Below are 14,831 nucleotides of genomic sequence, written 5' to 3'. Positions count from 1 at the left end.
AACATACAGCTAGCAATAGGAATTGGGGTAACTTCTCATAACTTAATAGAACTATCTCCCACTGCCAAATTAAATTTGTATATGAACGTTAAGGTTTCACACCTGCAATGACCTTAGGGCTCTCAACCTCGACTCTAATTTCGCTTCATGAATGCAGTTTAATCACATACTTTATTGGGGAGCCTCCGGAAGGATTTGGGTTAGACCACAAAGATCGAAGCTCCATTATTTGTATGGATTTGAAAATAGATTGTAGTTAAATTTTTCAGGCAATAAAAAAGCCGCACACTGGAGAAGTGTGCGGCAAAGCTTGGAAGCCTATGGGAGAGGCATGAGGTTAAAAATCGTACGCGAAGCTAAGCTTGATATTGCGCGGTAAGATGTAGCGGACATTAGACGCTAGCGGATCGCGGGGATCACCTTCGGTGATACCATCTTCATCAGTTAAGTTGTCCACAGCCAACTGGACAGTAATATCATTGATATAAGCCACCGCACCCAGGTCAACTTTTGTATAGGCTGGCAAAGTTACTTCATTATTGCTTCCATTAAAGCGATCACCTACCCGACTGATATCGGTATACACAGCCATATCAATGTCATTCAGTGTGAAATCATAATTCTGGCTCAGGCGCACCTGGTATTCAGGCTGACGCATAACCTGGTTGCCTTCATATTCACCACTCGTGATTTCTGGCCTTTGCAGGGTAGTATTTAACCCAAAGGTAAAATCTCCCCAGTGGACTTTACCGTCCAATTCGAGACCAAGCGCCTCAGTCTCCAAACGAGTACAGGTACTGCTGCCGATGATACAGTCAGGCATACCCTGGGTTTCGTTGTAGAACAGCGTCGCAAAGAGGGAGTAATCTTGCTCCTGTAATTTATAACCCAGTTCGTATTGGTCAATGTCGATTACAAGGTCAGACCCAGCAATGAAGCTATCACCGAACTCACGATAGTTGTCAAAGTCTGCGAACTTAAAGCCGGAGTTTATACGGAAGAAAGTGCCCATATTTTCGGCAAAGGCCCAGTCCACTGCGGCAGTATAAGCAGTGCCATCTTCGTCCGCTTTATAAGTGGTAAAATTGCCGTCTCGCTCACCATGATCCACGGAGTAATTGGTTTTACGGTTTGCGGAACGCACGCCCAGATCGAAGGTAAAGTCCCCTAAGTAGAACTCACCGGCGACATAAAGCGCGTTTTCACGGGCATCACCCACGGCATCCACATCATATTTCCAATCACAAGTGGAAATATCTGCGGATGTATTACAAGCGAGATCACCAGTTAGCTCAGAGCCATCAGCAGTTCCTGTGATCAGCTCCCCATCTTGACCCAGTACGTAGTATTTCTGGTTACCCAGGGACCACCATTCATCAACTTCCCAGCTTGAGGTGTAATAACCGGCTGTTACTTTAAAGTTATCCCACTCTTTTGCCAGGCTAATGTCATTTGTCGTAGCCTCGATATCTTTGCGTACTACCCAGGCACCAAACTGCTGTACCACAGTACCGCCACTAAGTTCGTTTCCAGAGGCGGTTACTACTGCTTGATCAGTAAGAGAATTCAGCGATACAGGCGCACCATTAGGAACAAAACCCAAAGTATCAGCGTTACCTGCTGTAAGTCCAAAGCGTTCGGTGAGACTCCAACCATCCCCCAGGTCTAGCTCCAGATAAGCACCGGCTACATTGCCATTCCAACCGCGCCCTTCGCCCATATCGAAAGTTTCCCAGGTAGTTTCTGAGCCGCCATTACCGTCAGCCTGAGTAATGGGTACAGAAACCTTGCGATTACTGGGGCCTACCTGGGTGTAATCTGTTTCCAGAAATGCAGCATTGGGCAAATACCAGGTACCAGTATCTTTTGTATCCCGGATGTAAAAACCCGCTTTGCCGTTATCCATCTCTTTGGTGATGTGCAGGGTAAATTGATGCCCTTCTTCCGCATCAAAACCCGCATCGCGAATACCCGGGGAGGAAGATACGTAGCCCCCGATCATATAATAAACATCATCTGCGAGCTTACCAGTCATTAGGGCATCTGTTCGCTGCAGATCATAGTCAGATAAAGTGTACTTAAAGCGCCCCTCTGTCTCTTCAGTACCTTCTTTTAAGATAAAGTTGGTAGTCAGACCTGGCTGGCCATTGGAGAAAACCGGATTGGGTCCACCGCGCAGAGCTTCCACTCGCTGAATAGTTTCATCGACACGAAATAGAGAAGAGTTTTCTAAAAATGAGAGTGTTGGCGCTGGATACAGAGGCAATCCGTTCATGGATACCGTGACAAAGGGTGCATCACTACCGCCAGGGAAACCGCGAACATCGATATTTGCCCCAGAAACACCGCCAGAGCTCTCAACCCACAGGCCTGGAACGGACTTCAACAGGTCTGCAGTACTTGAAGGAGAGGCTTTGCTAATCTCATCATCACTTAAAGTTGTGATAGAAAAGCTGGCATCCAGCTTACGCATGCCTGCACCGCCAGGGGTGCCTGTTGTGATGACTTCCTCCATCACCATATCGTTTTCAGGGCTAATTTCTTGGGCTGCGGCATAGCCGCAAAGACCAACGGAGAGCGCGGCCATGGATACGGCCTGCGCCAATGGTTTCTTGCTCATCAACTCTTCCCTCTCGTCGTCATTCTTATCTGTTCTGATACTTCGGTGCTATTTTTATAAAGCTTTATGCAATCGATTGCATAAAGAGTTGCTAAACGCTACTTGATGCACCGTGCTTTAACTATAATGCGCAAATGCAATCGATTGCAAATTGAATTGATGGCTAGATTTGAGTGACTAGTCATCCGTAAGGCCATCGCAGATCAAGATTTGAGGGGTAGGGGCAGATTTTCTGCCATTGATAGAAGATCATATTTGGAAACTACACCCGGATGTTCTTAGATTTAGTATGTAGGGCTGTCCAAGTGTGGCGCCAAATTATTGATTCTAGAAGCATTCGGCGACGAGTGCTTCCATGCAAGTGCCAAGCGGCCGGGAGAGTTATCGTGGAAAAAGGCAAGTGCCAACAGGCGGAGCATCATTCACATACACATAACAGCCACTGTGGCCACACAGCCATTCGCCACGGGGACCATATCTGCTACCTCCATGACGGCCACCTACACCATCCCCACAAAGACCACTACGACGAGCACGTCTTGGAAGTAAGCACCCAAAACCCGGAGGGTTGCCACCCTGTTACAGGGGGCTACGACAGCTCCCATGTCCACGGCAAAAACTGTGGCCATGAGCAGGTTCCCCACGGAGATCATGTTGACTACCTGGTTAACGGGCGACTTCACCATGTTCATGGTGATCACTGTGATGACCATGGACCGGTCGAATTGGCTAAACATCAGTAAGCCTGCTAGCCAAAACTTGGCGAGGCCAAGATTTATAGCAATCCAAAGTTACCTGAGCGCCGATCACATAAGCTGAGATTTTATTTCTACTGACGGCGCCCTTTCATGTTCAGATCTCGTTTTAGCTGCTCTCTATGCCTATGCCGTTAATCCAACTGCTTCGAATTTGAGACTCAGATCAACTCATTAACACTAAAGACTTTTGCATTAAAAACTCCTGAAATAAAAATATCTGGGCAACCTAAATGAAAGCCCCACCGAAGAGAAAGAAAAGTACATTGGCCAACCTGTTTTCTAGCGCTGAAGACGAAAAGGAGTTGCCAAGCAATTCCTTTTTGGCGAGATCTTTCAAAAAGGGGCCATCCTTTTGTTCAACGCAAGGGGAATTATTAAAGAAGATCTCTTTGGTGATCTGGAGGTAAAAGACCTGGAAGTGAAAGCCGGTAAATGCCTTATTTTCTCACCCCTAAATATGCACACATCCTATGCAAACACATCAAAAGATAAATCTCGATTTTCGTTTGCCGGGAGGTATATAGCTAATTACATAAAAGTTGTTCCTTATGGCAAAGACAACATTTCAACCATGGTGGGCTTGCTGGAATTCACATTGCCCAAAGTAGGTAATTTTCAGGTGTTTGGCAAAGATTCTTACGACTACAATAAAATTCTGGATGATAATGAGTCTACTTCAGAATCGGTGTTACCCCTTCTACTATGGGGCAATTAGCAGTAAAAGCGTTATTTCGGTAAGTTTGGTAATATAGTTTAAAGAAATATAAGTAATGTAGCTTCCTCTCAATATCCTAAGAAACTAGTGGCAGCACTAGCTTGAGCAGCCCCCCACACGACACTTTATCTTTAGCACTAAACTGTATATATTTCGACGAATATAGAACTTATGACCAAATCATGATGGAAATCGAAGAAGTAGCCAAATCGCTTAAAGAGCTGGGACACCCAACCCGCTTGTTGATCTACAAAAAAGTAGTCAAAGCTGGCCTACCGGGTATTCCTGTAGGCAACATCCAGGAGCAGTTAGATATCCCCGGGTCAACCCTTTCCCACCATATTTCCAGTCTGATTTCGGCGGGATTGATCTTCCAGCGTCGTGAGAGCCGAACCCTGTTCTGCGTAGCCGAATATCAGCACTTAACTGAGGTTATTCAGTTTTTACAAGATGAATGCTGTCACGATGATTTCAATACACCGATAAAGTGTCCTGATATCAAGTGTGCGGTACCGGATCAGCACTGAACAATGTCGCTCCTGCTTTGGGCGACCTCTATCGATGACGTCCGAACTTTCCTCTCTTCACCCCGATAGGTACATGTAGGCCCTAAATTCTGCATTAGGTACCGCTAGAATGACCATTCACAGCAATAGCCAGCTTTAGTTGGCTCCCTTCCCTTGATACCTTTCTTAGATACCTCGGAAATAACTCGAACACACACCTTTACTTAACACCTATATTTCCATTATTCTAGAAATATCATATCATTTGAGTTGTGTACCCCAGCATACAAAGGCCAGAGGAAACCATGAAAAAGAGCCATCCAAACGCCATTCAGGCAGCCAATGAAGCGGTAGAGTGGGGGCTTGCCCATGGCTTGGCTTTCAAATCTAGTCGTGGCTCAGCGAGCCATGTTCCTTTTAGCCTTACCCCAAGTACTATCGCTCTGGAACGGTTTGAGACGTTAAAGAAAGCAGTACCCCTATTGGGAAAGCTGATCCATCAAGTCTCAGAAGATCACCAATTTCTTCACGAAGCTATCAGTCCTGTTGCACATGGAGACCCGTTTTTCGGTGCCTTACTCGCCATGCATGGTCAAATAAAAAATGCGCCCCGCCTCCCCCTCCTGATTATGAGAAGTGACTTTATGGACGATGTGAGCCAAGGACCAAAGCTCATTGAGTTCAATGGAATCGCAGCAGGAATGGGGCCCTTTGGGCAGCGTATTTACGAGTTGCACCAATTCATCCGCTCGCAAAGTCCTGAGACCTATTCCAATTGGTCCAATACTTCGAACGGCCAACCTATAGAGAACCCAGCAATTGAGCGACTCTCCCAAGGCCTTGCCGATGCGACAAGAGCCATCAAAAGCGAGTTTGGAGATGGTGGCAACCCAACATTTCTAATGGTGATACAGGAGCATGAAGACAATGTCTTCGACCAACACCTTCTTGAATATGCCTTAGCTGAAAAAGGCATACGTACGGTACGAAAGACCTTTCGCGAACTCAAAGCGGGCCTGGTAACAGGCCCCAACAATAGGCTCCTGCTGCAAGGAATAGGCCCTGTAGATTGCGTGTATTTACGAGCCGGCTACAACTACTGTGATTATGTCGCCAAAGACCTGGATAGCGAGCGCTGCTGTGAAACACTGATGCAATCGCGAATTTTGCTTGAGAGCCATCGGATCGCAATTAATGCAACCGTAAGCCAACAACTGGCTACCAGCAAGCGTGTACAAATGATCCTTTCGTCCATGTCAGTAGAAACGCTAACCGGATTCAATGTATCCCAGGATGAAGCGGTTCTAATCAAGTCATTACTTGGCGAGATGCAACCAATTTCATCAGAGACGATAGGATGGTTCAGTCAGCAGAACGCCTCTAAGTGGGTGCTCAAAAATCAGGGAGAAGGCGGCGGGCACTGTGTCTTTGGCCAGGATATCAAGCTGAAACTCAAACAGCTCTCAGTAGACGAATACCCTGCCTGGGCACTAATGCCACGCTTGAGCCCGCCCCCTAGAAACAACCCCGCCCTGGTAGTCAGAGACTCTGAATTATATTTAGTAGGCGATTTAATCAGTGAAATAGGTATGTTTACGATTCATTTCAATGGTCAACCAGCTACTTCAGAGCAAGGTTTTGCCGGCTACTTAGTTCGGAGTAAATCCTCTCAGGAAATGGAGGGTGGCGTGCATAGCGGCAAGGGCGTTTTAGATTCACTGATATCCAATGTCGCCTGACAACATCACAAGCAATCCGTAAAAGGGATCTCTTGGCACCATAAATCACACTTCAAAGCTAATGAAAACACACTGACAAAATTCATTATTTCTATATTTCTAGTACTACCAATTTAATTAAGGAGCTAAAACAATGCCCCCAGAGTTCGTATCCATGCTAGAAGAAGCTCTCTCTATGTTTGCTTTTCTTGCAGTTGAGCTGACAGTATTATTTTTAGCTATCAGCTACCTCGTTGGTGTATTGCAGCAGTACATTACACCGGAAAAAATCCAAGCGACCCTAAGCTCACGCAATGGCCGAGGCTACGTAATAGCCGCATTACTTGGCTCCATTACACCTTTCTGTTCATGCTCTACTATTCCATTTTTGAAGGGTCTACTTCGCGCCCGCGCTGGTTTCGGACCAATGATGGTGTTCCTATTCTCCAGCCCTCTACTTAATCCGATTGTTATTGGCTTGTTGATCTTTACATTTGGTCTCAACGTAGCGATTTTTTATTTCACTCTAGCGATGACTGTGTCAATTTCTGCGGGATTTGCACTGGAAAAATTTGGATTCGAGCGTTTTGTCCGCGATGGTGTCTACCGAGACACAAATAGTAAAAATCCCCCTTCACCCAGTGAGAACAAAGGGATAGCCAATAATTTGGCATTTAATAATGGAGTCTTGGCTACAACTGGCGCAACCAATACAGCAACAATATCTTCTCTATCATCAGCTGCAAAAACTGGAGAAACTACATCCTGCTGTATCAATACTCCGGCAAATAGCTGTGATTCTGAGGGGGGAGTAGAAACCCAGAAACTAAATCGCTGGGTCATTATTTGGAATTCCACCTGGATAGATTTTAAAAAAACACTCCCCTATTTACTGCTCGGTATTTCTCTGGGATCATTCATTTACGGATTTGTTCCTACTGATTTGATCGTAACCTACGCAGGAGAAAACAAGTGGTACGCGATTCCAATTGCAGCTGTAATCGGTATTCCACTCTATATACGTGCCTCTGCTGTTATCCCTCTGAGTGCTGGTTTGGTGCAAAAGGGCATGGCTCTCGGATCGGTAATGGCACTAATTATCGGCAGTGCTGGCGCCAGCCTGACAGAAGTTATCCTATTAAGGTCCATCTTTAAAACCCAGATGATCGCAGCATTTTTAGTGGTTGTTTTAGGTATGGCTATCACAGCGGGTTACCTGTACACCCTTCTGTTTTAATTCCAGGTATTTTGGAGGTAGAGACTTATGAACAAGATACACGACGCGATTATCATTGGCGCAGGGCCTATTGGAATTGCTGCCGCTGTACAGCTCTTGTCGAGAAAATTGAAGCCCTTGGTTTTAGAGAAAGGCATATCGGCCGGCAGCGCCATGCTGGATTGGGGCCATGTTCGGGTTTTTACACTCTGACCCTATATCATTGATAAAGCAGTTGCTAACCTCCTTGATATGAATGGCTGGGTATATCCAAATAGGGAATACTTACCTACAGGCCGTGAAATAGTGGACGAGTATTTAGATCCATCAGCCAAAACTTTGGAGCTAATTAATAAAAGTACTCTTATTTTATTTAGCTCCATAAAATTAATTGGAGATGATTTCCTTAATCAATTTATGGTGATAGATTTAGAGATGAAAGCTGGGGAGTGTTTGATCTTTTCTTCATTGAACTTACATGCTTCCCATTCCAATACCAGCGATAATAGTAGAAGGTTCTCCTTTGTAGGAAGATGCACTGCCAACCACATAAAGGTAGCCCCCTACGGAAAAGATTTATATTCAACCTATGAGGGACTTGTCGAATATGATACCCCTAAAATCGACACTTTTCAGGTTTTCGGCAATGATACCTACGGTTACAACGAAATCCTTAAAGAATAAACGTTCATTTAAAGCTTTGTCAGGTTTTGGGTATATGCTTGTCGTACCACCGGAAAAGATACGGCGAGCTTTGCCAACATCCGCACCAATATTTTATTTAGCAAGGAATTTGAGCTTATAATCCGCCTAACAATTTCTGTCTTTCGAATCGTCGCCGCGCCTATTTTACGCCTTTCATCGGAATAACTATCTACTGTGCCGTTTATAATCGCATCAACTGCAGCTATCGCATCGGCAATACCCAGATTCATACCCTTGCCACCTACGGGAGAATGGCAGTGAGCGGCGTCTCCGACTAAAAGTACGCGCTGGGAGCGATAACTCTTCGCCTGGCGAATGGAAATTTGAAAACTACCGGAGCGATGGATATTCTTAATTTTTAGCGGCACATCTAGTGCTCCCAACGCATCTGGCTGGGTAGCAACTACTCTTAAACGCTGTTTACCCATAGGTAAAGTAATTGTAAATTGATTGCCGGGCCGCTGAATATCCACGCTAACTAAATCGGGATCACACTCTCCTTCTATATCTACATCAGCGACTCCCCAAGGTTCCGGCAAATCTGTACCAGAAAATGGAATACTCAGCTTCTCACGAATTGTTGAATGAACTCCGTCAGCAGCAATTAACCAGTCAAAGCATTCGACACTGCCGTCAGACAGGGTAACTACCACCCTGTGATCACTAGAATCCACTTCAGTAGCAGCCACGCCATATTCAACTGAAACGCTTTGCTCAAATAAAGCATCTCGCAAAATTTCCTCGGTGCGATTTTGCGGCAGCCCAAAGCCCACATACTCTTTATACGCATCGCCCCGGTTATCCAAAAATAACAGCGGCCTACCCGCTTGAAGATATTGAACTTTGCAGAGTCGCATCGCCTCAGAGACCAAGTTATCTGAAACGCCCACCTTAAGAAGGCGTCTGATGGTGCAGGGAAAAATACCGACTGCCCGAGAGAGTTCACTGGGCTTGGTACGGCGTTCAACTATTCGGCATTTGATTCCATAGAAAGACAAAGCACAAGCTGCCGCCAACCCTGTTGGGCCCGCACCAACCACTAACACCCGGTCTATATGGCTCACTGGTAGTGTTGCACTCTGTCGTTGAACTCACGTCTATTGTAGAAGCCCGGGAAAAAGCAAGGCACGGCCATCATAGAAGTAAACACACCTGCTGTGATAAAATCGCAATTTCAAGGCACCCCTCATATGATCGACCTCAGTATTTTACCCGCCTTCTTGATCGCAGCGATTGTTCTAGCGGCCTCCCCTGGTCCTGACTTACTGTTAATATCTGCTTACTCTTCGGCTCGCGGATTTACTGCTGGAGTAATGATCTCGCTGGGCATTTTTACTGCTGGGATAGTGCAAACGGCGCTAGTTGCTCTCGGACTCGGACATATCATGCAGACGATGCCTCTGGTGGCAATGGTAGTAAAACTGGTGGGAGCCGTATATTTAGCTTGGCTTGGATTGTCACTCCTTCGCAATTGGCGTTCAAATAAAGTGGCACAAAATAACCAACCAGATACCGTGGCACTGTCGGCAGCACAGCTGATGGCCCGGGGCTTGCTCAACAACCTAATGAACCCCAAAGCCCTACTTTTCTTTAGCCTTTTCCTGCCTCAATTTACCGTGTCATCCCAGGCAATCACGACCCAAATCCTTGTATTGGGCGTACTCTTAAGCATTACAGCGCTGGCTTTTAACACCCTGGTATCCCTATCGTTTAGCAAGCTGGGAAAATCTCTTGCTAGACAGGCCAATATTCAGCGGCACCTGGATGGCTTTCTTGGAGTTATTTTCCTCGGCTTGGCCTCTCGCCTGGCTTTTGACCGCTGATTTTTATAGTTTTATGGACGACAGGAAGCTTTCTGTGAAAATATAGCGGCAGTCAAAGTACTTTCAGCAGTCCAGCGGAGAGCTCAATGCGAATAGCGGTCCTGTCTGACATCCATAGCAATGTTTATGCCCTCGATGCCATTGTTACTGATCTAAAAAAGAGAGGCGCCGATCTAACGGTGAACCTGGGTGATATTTTATATGGTCCTATTGCGCCACGACTCACCTATGAACGCTTAATGGAGCAAGGTTACACGACAATTCGCGGTAATCAGGACCGGCAAATATATGAAGCCACATCTACCGAAATAGAAAGCAACCCAACCCTGCAATTTATTCTGAAAGACCTTGGTGTTAAACCACTATTATGGATGAAGCAGTTACCACCCAGCTTACAAATCACCGATGAAGTCTTTCTTTGCCATGGAACACCCAGTAGTGACCTCATATATCTGCTGGAAGATACCAGCAGCGGCCGCCCCCAGATACGTTCCAACCATGAAATCCTCAACCTCCTTGGAAAGATTTCCTCAAAAGTCATTCTATGTGGGCATACACATCAACCCCGCTGTGTCTCTGTCGGTAGTGGCCAGCTGGTCGTAAATCCAGGCAGCGTTGGGCTACCGGCTTACACTGACAGTGAACCGCAACCCCATATAATGGAAACCTTTAGCCCCCATGCGAGTTACGCCCTGATAGAGAGAAGCAAAAATGGAGCCTGGAGCGCAGAATTTTTTAAGGTAAGTTATGATACAGATAAAGCTGTTAAAGCTGCTATTGCGCAAGGGAGAGATGACTGGGGTTTCTATCTGTCAACCGGACGAGCTAGCTAGGTAAGTCAGCTTACACAGGACATTGAATCAAAAGGAAAGTCGCCAAATGGAAGATTATCGCCCTTGGGATATGGAACTAAATACCTTCCTAATGTTGCTTCATCTAAGTCAATTGGCTTGGGTCGTGATTCCTGGTGCTGGTTTTGTTTTACCCATTATTATGTGGGCGACAACAAGGGACCGCTCTCAAGAAATTGACAAACACGGCAAGATGATATTCAACTGGATGTTAAGCCTACTTATCTATTCTATTATTTCCGCCATACTGATATTTTTTATTATCGGTATTTTTGGACTGATTGCACTAGCAATAATCAATGTAATATTTATTGTGATTGGAGCAATCCGGGCCAATGAAGGCCAATTTTGGCGCTACCCACTCAGTATTCGATTTTTTGGTTAAATAGTTAACCGTTTTTTTCAGATGGAAAATCGGGAGAGCACCTCCCGATTTCCCTTGGCTATAAGCCAGTAATCTCTACAATTACTTTCAGCAGATTAGCGCCGATTAGTAGTAACCAGAGATATCATCGGTGATAGGACCGAGAGCACGGTAAGCGTTAGAAATGTCTACGCCGTTTGAGCGCTCACCACAGGCCAAGCCACCACACTCGTACCAGTCAGGATCAGAGAACCAATCGTACTGGGTAACGTTTTCGCCGTATTTCCAAGGGTAAGCCATGATGGTAGAGAACTTGTTATCTACACCGTGACCCATACCGTAAGAGTAAACGCCACCAGAGGTATCACCCTGCTTGGTTGAGTGAAGCAGACCCATATTGTGGCCCAGCTCGTGAACGAAGGTGTTATAACCACAGTCAACGCCAGTTACGCTGTAAGCACGCTCTTTTGCGCTGGAGTACATGGTGCCATTGCTACCCTGTCCAACCCAGGCAATACCACAGGTGATGTAGGTGTTGCCGTCGATTACAGTTTCTTCAGCTTTACCCAGGAAAACCACCATATCCGCCTTTTCAGAGGAACGCCAGTCATTCACAGTGTCGTGGAAGGTAATCAGGTCCAGGGTTTCTTCGTTAACACGGAGATCGGAGCTGGTAGCTTGCCAGGTGTCTACCAGGTTCAACTGGATATCAATACCATTCCTTGAAAAGGAATTGTTCGCATAGCTGATATAGCTATCGATCTTGGCTGAGATATCACCGGTATACTCCGCAGCTGGTGCAGTGTACATAATAGCGATATCGACGGTATCGGCACTCGCAGCGCCAGAAACAGTCAGTGCTGCAATAGCAGCGGCCAGGCTTTTCTTCAGGTTCATTATAAGACTCCTTTTATTATAATAAGTAGTGCACACTCCTCCCCCAGCAATTAATTAAAATTGCTGCCCAAAGGAGTAACAATACGCTTTTAATACCCTGACTCGATTAAAAAACTATCCCTAGTCTTTTAACCGCCTGAGGAGACGAGCCCCCGGTATCTGCAGGATTTACTTGGGCCTTCCTTTGCCTGATTATTAATTCAAAGCATAATTACTTTGAATCAATTTCTTCTTATTTGAAGTCGTTTAGCGGTAAATCGTCATCCGACCAGGTCTTTTCACGAGGTGCTTCCGAGGACATATCCTTATCGTGTTTCTCTACGTGGTTTTTAATTAATGCACCATTAGGCGCTATCCACGCATAACTACCCTGACCTTCCATAGTGTATGACCCGGAAGGTAAGTTTAGCTGTGCATAAACAGAGTTTGCTCCGAGAGTAAAAGTTACGCCATGCAGGCGAGTCATCCCCGGGAGATTTAATTGTACGCTTTTGTTGCCACTGGCATGCTCTTCGATACTGCCAACCTGAGCATCGTAATCACCTTCAATACCTGGCAAGTCAATGTCGACGTAATCACCAACAGTGAGATTCCGGAGCATATCAATATCCAGCTCGAGATAGGTTTCACCATTGAGATCTACGGGTAGGCGACCATTTTCATGAAGAGCTTCCCTAGCCAGCTCTGACTCAACCCAAAGTGCTTTTTCTTCATCACTTTCGAGGAGTTCTTCTTCACCCACCTGAACCTCCTCAGGTTTAAGCGGCTCTGCTTTTTGAGCAGACTTACTGATAGCTGGCTTGGGTTTTTCTAGCTCAGCGACTGGTTTTTGACCTTCAGATTGGCTTTTGGCCCAAACGAAATACCCTGCTGCCACTGCAATGGCGACGAGAGGAATTATTTTTCTCACAAGCTTTTCTCTCAAAATAATGCTACGTGCAACGGCAAAGCACGTCCTATCGACAGCTTAACCAGCCTTACCTCATGTTGGCATCTTTACGATTCTTAACATTCGATATTTAGTTGAGACGATCGATCCTAATTATCACGCAGCTTTTTTTTGGGAAATTTTTCACATAATTTTCATAAAAACTGAACAGAATCTAAATTATTTTTCAAAACTGTGGGGAACGTCGGAATTAAAGCAGACATGCTTCACGAAAACCCTTTTTGCACCAAATTAGTTCAAGCCAAGTACCAGTGGTGAGATTCCCCCAAATACGAGCAGGAATCACCTGCAAAAAACCAAAAAAATAAGTTTCACAAGAAACAAATTTGATAGATTTTTAAGCAGAATCAACAATTTCAGCGTGCGAAAGACAATAGAAGAAAAAAGTGAGAGCTCAAAATTTCTCTTCAATTTTGGAATGGAATTTTCTGGTAGAAAAAAGTGAATATAAGGACAAACTGGAAAATCGTAACTAGGCAGGCAATTCAGACAATCTGTTTATTCTTGATTGGGTAGAGATAAAGCTGTACGCAATAACTGCAGCGTACAGCAATTAATTGGCTAAAGGTGACACCGTTAATCAACTCGATAGCGCAACAACACCAAATTATCCAGGACTATGTTTTTTGACCAGATAAATTTAGCACCACTGCCATAAAACTGTTTCCGAAAATTCATATACGCCGCTTTATTGTCCACACCTATCTGCTGCTCCGCGTACTCTGTCGCATAAGGCCAAGAAAGATAGCGATCGTCGACTTTCCAATTTTTCGGAATATCCCAGTGCAGAGAATAAACTTGTGCACCTGGTTTTGGGGGCCTCTCAGCACAGTCCGAGGAGGCTCGCTCTTCTCCCCGCTTTTTCAAGCACCCCAAATCATAAATAGGTGCTGTATAAAAAGTTTGTGCATGCCACTTTGAATTCGTCTTGGTACCATCTGAAAAGCTTGCAATAAAGCCACCGTCACCGGCATGGGTGCGGACACCTCTGTTACTCTCTGTGCCCTCCCCTAAGTTCTCCTCCCAGTCAACCGCTTTTACAGCGATATCGTAAGGCCTCTTCACCCTGAACTTAACCACACTGGAGTTAAACGGCGTAAATGGAACCGGATCAACAGCAACTAACTTGCCATTGATATATAGCTCAAAATAATTGTCGGCAAAGATATAACCGGTAACCACCTCACCTTCTTTGTCGATATCGACCACCGGTACCTTTGTAAGATCCATATCCTCCAATGAGGATGGAGTGACCCCAGAGCACTGGTTATAGAGATCCGCAGCAAAGTACCGCTTGCTATAATTCACTTCAGCCGGAACGGTAAAGGCTTTGCCCTCTACCTGCTTCACCCCCATTGGCGACAACCGGGAGCGACCGGAAGCACAGGAAAACAGGTTCTCCGTTTCTACTTTGGCAGAACCCTCAGCCACCGCCCCATTGCTCGAGTAAGGGTTTTCCAGAGACCAGGCATTTGCCGTAATCGATATAAGGCCCAGAAAGGCCGCCTGATATCGTTCTCCCATCGTTCCAACCTCCTTTCGAGAGACAGCTTTAGCCGGAAGTGCACCAAGCTGTAGCCCTATTAACCTGAGAAGCTGCAAGATTAATGATTTACAAAGTAATCAAAATGCACTTTTCACCTTCTAAATAGAAAGCTAACACAGTAAGAGAGTAATAGTTGCCGGGGTCAACAATTCTTAACCCTGTA

The 14,831-nt window shown here is 45.6% G+C and carries 15 protein-coding genes; 10 read left to right on the top strand and 5 right to left on the bottom strand.

The genetic code is table 11. The annotated features are described in order from the left end of the window. Positions 1-337 precede the first annotated feature (337 nt). Positions 338-2,620 carry a TonB-dependent receptor gene (locus ACJJI4_RS06420; protein WP_444927455.1) on the bottom strand — a complete coding sequence of 761 codons (2,283 nt, stop codon included), beginning with the start codon at positions 2,618-2,620 and terminating at the stop codon, positions 338-340. A gap of 386 nt (positions 2,621-3,006) precedes the next feature. Here ACJJI4_RS06420 and ACJJI4_RS06415 point away from each other — a divergent pair, with 386 nt between their 5' ends. The 7 genes from ACJJI4_RS06415 to ACJJI4_RS06385 all read left to right on the top strand — a co-directional run bounded on the left by ACJJI4_RS06415 (position 3,007) and on the right by ACJJI4_RS06385 (position 8,217). Further along, positions 3,007-3,363, top strand: a complete 357-nt coding sequence (locus tag ACJJI4_RS06415) for a hypothetical protein (protein ID WP_282933309.1) — start codon at positions 3,007-3,009, stop codon at positions 3,361-3,363. 367 nt (positions 3,364-3,730) lie between these two features. Continuing rightward, positions 3,731-4,093 (top strand): hypothetical protein, encoded by a 363-nt coding sequence (locus ACJJI4_RS06410; RefSeq protein ID WP_444927454.1) that lies wholly within the window; start codon positions 3,731-3,733, stop codon positions 4,091-4,093. A gap of 182 nt (positions 4,094-4,275) precedes the next feature. Then, positions 4,276-4,620 carry an ArsR/SmtB family transcription factor gene (locus tag ACJJI4_RS06405; protein ID WP_413665278.1) on the top strand — a complete coding sequence of 115 codons (345 nt, stop codon included), beginning with the start codon at positions 4,276-4,278 and terminating at the stop codon, positions 4,618-4,620. A 284-nt stretch (positions 4,621-4,904) separates the two neighbouring features. Beyond that, on the top strand, positions 4,905-6,338 hold the full coding sequence (locus ACJJI4_RS06400; RefSeq protein ID WP_444927453.1) for a hypothetical protein: 1,434 nt from the start codon (positions 4,905-4,907) through the stop codon (positions 6,336-6,338). Between the two features lie 133 nt (positions 6,339-6,471). Next, positions 6,472-7,554: a permease gene (locus tag ACJJI4_RS06395; protein WP_413665276.1), complete on the top strand. Its 1,083-nt coding sequence runs from the start codon at positions 6,472-6,474 to the stop codon at positions 7,552-7,554. 27 nt (positions 7,555-7,581) lie between these two features. Beyond that, the gene (locus ACJJI4_RS06390; RefSeq protein WP_413665275.1) at positions 7,582-7,746 is read left to right on the top strand and encodes an NAD(P)-binding domain-containing protein; all 165 of its coding nucleotides are present in this window, start codon (positions 7,582-7,584) and stop codon (positions 7,744-7,746) included. Between the two features lie 39 nt (positions 7,747-7,785). Further along, positions 7,786-8,217: a phytanoyl-CoA dioxygenase family protein gene (locus tag ACJJI4_RS06385; protein WP_444927452.1), complete on the top strand. Its 432-nt coding sequence runs from the start codon at positions 7,786-7,788 to the stop codon at positions 8,215-8,217. An 8-nt stretch (positions 8,218-8,225) separates the two neighbouring features. Here the strand turns inward: ACJJI4_RS06385 and ACJJI4_RS06380 are convergent, their stop codons facing one another. Continuing rightward, on the bottom strand, positions 8,226-9,302 hold the full coding sequence (locus ACJJI4_RS06380; protein ID WP_444927451.1) for an FAD-dependent oxidoreductase: 1,077 nt from the start codon (positions 9,300-9,302) through the stop codon (positions 8,226-8,228). 126 nt (positions 9,303-9,428) lie between these two features. Here ACJJI4_RS06380 and ACJJI4_RS06375 point away from each other — a divergent pair, with 126 nt between their 5' ends. The 3 genes from ACJJI4_RS06375 to ACJJI4_RS06365 all read left to right on the top strand — a co-directional run bounded on the left by ACJJI4_RS06375 (position 9,429) and on the right by ACJJI4_RS06365 (position 11,297). After that, positions 9,429-10,061 carry a LysE family translocator gene (locus tag ACJJI4_RS06375; protein WP_444927450.1) on the top strand — a complete coding sequence of 211 codons (633 nt, stop codon included), beginning with the start codon at positions 9,429-9,431 and terminating at the stop codon, positions 10,059-10,061. Positions 10,062-10,147: 86 nt separating this feature from the next. Next, complete coding sequence (locus ACJJI4_RS06370) at positions 10,148-10,894, top strand: metallophosphoesterase family protein (protein WP_444927449.1); 747 nt, start codon at positions 10,148-10,150, stop codon at positions 10,892-10,894. A gap of 46 nt (positions 10,895-10,940) precedes the next feature. Continuing rightward, a complete protein-coding gene (locus ACJJI4_RS06365) occupies positions 10,941-11,297 on the top strand; it encodes a DUF4870 domain-containing protein (protein WP_413665269.1) in 357 nt (118 codons plus the stop codon). Positions 11,298-11,402: 105 nt separating this feature from the next. On the opposite strand, the gene ACJJI4_RS06360 is transcribed toward ACJJI4_RS06365, so the two are convergent. From ACJJI4_RS06360 to ACJJI4_RS06350, 3 genes are all read right to left on the bottom strand, one after another. After that, positions 11,403-12,173, bottom strand: coding sequence for a zinc-dependent metalloprotease family protein (locus ACJJI4_RS06360; RefSeq protein ID WP_413665268.1), 771 nt, complete (start codon positions 12,171-12,173; stop codon positions 11,403-11,405). A gap of 232 nt (positions 12,174-12,405) precedes the next feature. Continuing rightward, positions 12,406-13,083 carry a protease inhibitor BamI-like protein gene (locus tag ACJJI4_RS06355; protein WP_413665267.1) on the bottom strand — a complete coding sequence of 226 codons (678 nt, stop codon included), beginning with the start codon at positions 13,081-13,083 and terminating at the stop codon, positions 12,406-12,408. A gap of 615 nt (positions 13,084-13,698) precedes the next feature. Next, the gene (locus ACJJI4_RS06350) at positions 13,699-14,646 is read right to left on the bottom strand and encodes a hypothetical protein (RefSeq protein ID WP_444927448.1); all 948 of its coding nucleotides are present in this window, start codon (positions 14,644-14,646) and stop codon (positions 13,699-13,701) included. Positions 14,647-14,831: the final 185 nt, after the last annotated feature.

Source organism: Microbulbifer maximicatervae (SeqCode), from assembly GCF_052467305.1.
Note: the sequence above shows the minus strand (reverse complement) of the source record. Positions and strands in the feature narration are given on the sequence as shown.

What these genes read in the sequence shown, in the direction of transcription:
- ACJJI4_RS06420 (WP_444927455.1), bottom strand. Translation starts at nt 2,620, where the DNA reads ATGAGCAAGAAACCATTGGCGCAGGCCGTATCCATGGCCGCGCTCTCC.
- ACJJI4_RS06405 (WP_413665278.1), top strand. Translation starts at nt 4,276, where the DNA reads ATGATGGAAATCGAAGAAGTAGCCAAATCGCTTAAAGAGCTGGGACAC.
- ACJJI4_RS06400 (WP_444927453.1), top strand. Translation starts at nt 4,905, where the DNA reads ATGAAAAAGAGCCATCCAAACGCCATTCAGGCAGCCAATGAAGCGGTA.
- ACJJI4_RS06395 (WP_413665276.1), top strand. Translation starts at nt 6,472, where the DNA reads ATGCCCCCAGAGTTCGTATCCATGCTAGAAGAAGCTCTCTCTATGTTT.
- ACJJI4_RS06390 (WP_413665275.1), top strand. Translation starts at nt 7,582, where the DNA reads ATGAACAAGATACACGACGCGATTATCATTGGCGCAGGGCCTATTGGA.
- ACJJI4_RS06385 (WP_444927452.1), top strand. Translation starts at nt 7,786, where the DNA reads ATGAATGGCTGGGTATATCCAAATAGGGAATACTTACCTACAGGCCGT.
- ACJJI4_RS06375 (WP_444927450.1), top strand. Translation starts at nt 9,429, where the DNA reads ATGATCGACCTCAGTATTTTACCCGCCTTCTTGATCGCAGCGATTGTT.
- ACJJI4_RS06370 (WP_444927449.1), top strand. Translation starts at nt 10,148, where the DNA reads ATGCGAATAGCGGTCCTGTCTGACATCCATAGCAATGTTTATGCCCTC.
- ACJJI4_RS06365 (WP_413665269.1), top strand. Translation starts at nt 10,941, where the DNA reads ATGGAAGATTATCGCCCTTGGGATATGGAACTAAATACCTTCCTAATG.
- ACJJI4_RS06360 (WP_413665268.1), bottom strand. Translation starts at nt 12,173, where the DNA reads ATGAACCTGAAGAAAAGCCTGGCCGCTGCTATTGCAGCACTGACTGTT.
- ACJJI4_RS06350 (WP_444927448.1), bottom strand. Translation starts at nt 14,646, where the DNA reads ATGGGAGAACGATATCAGGCGGCCTTTCTGGGCCTTATATCGATTACG.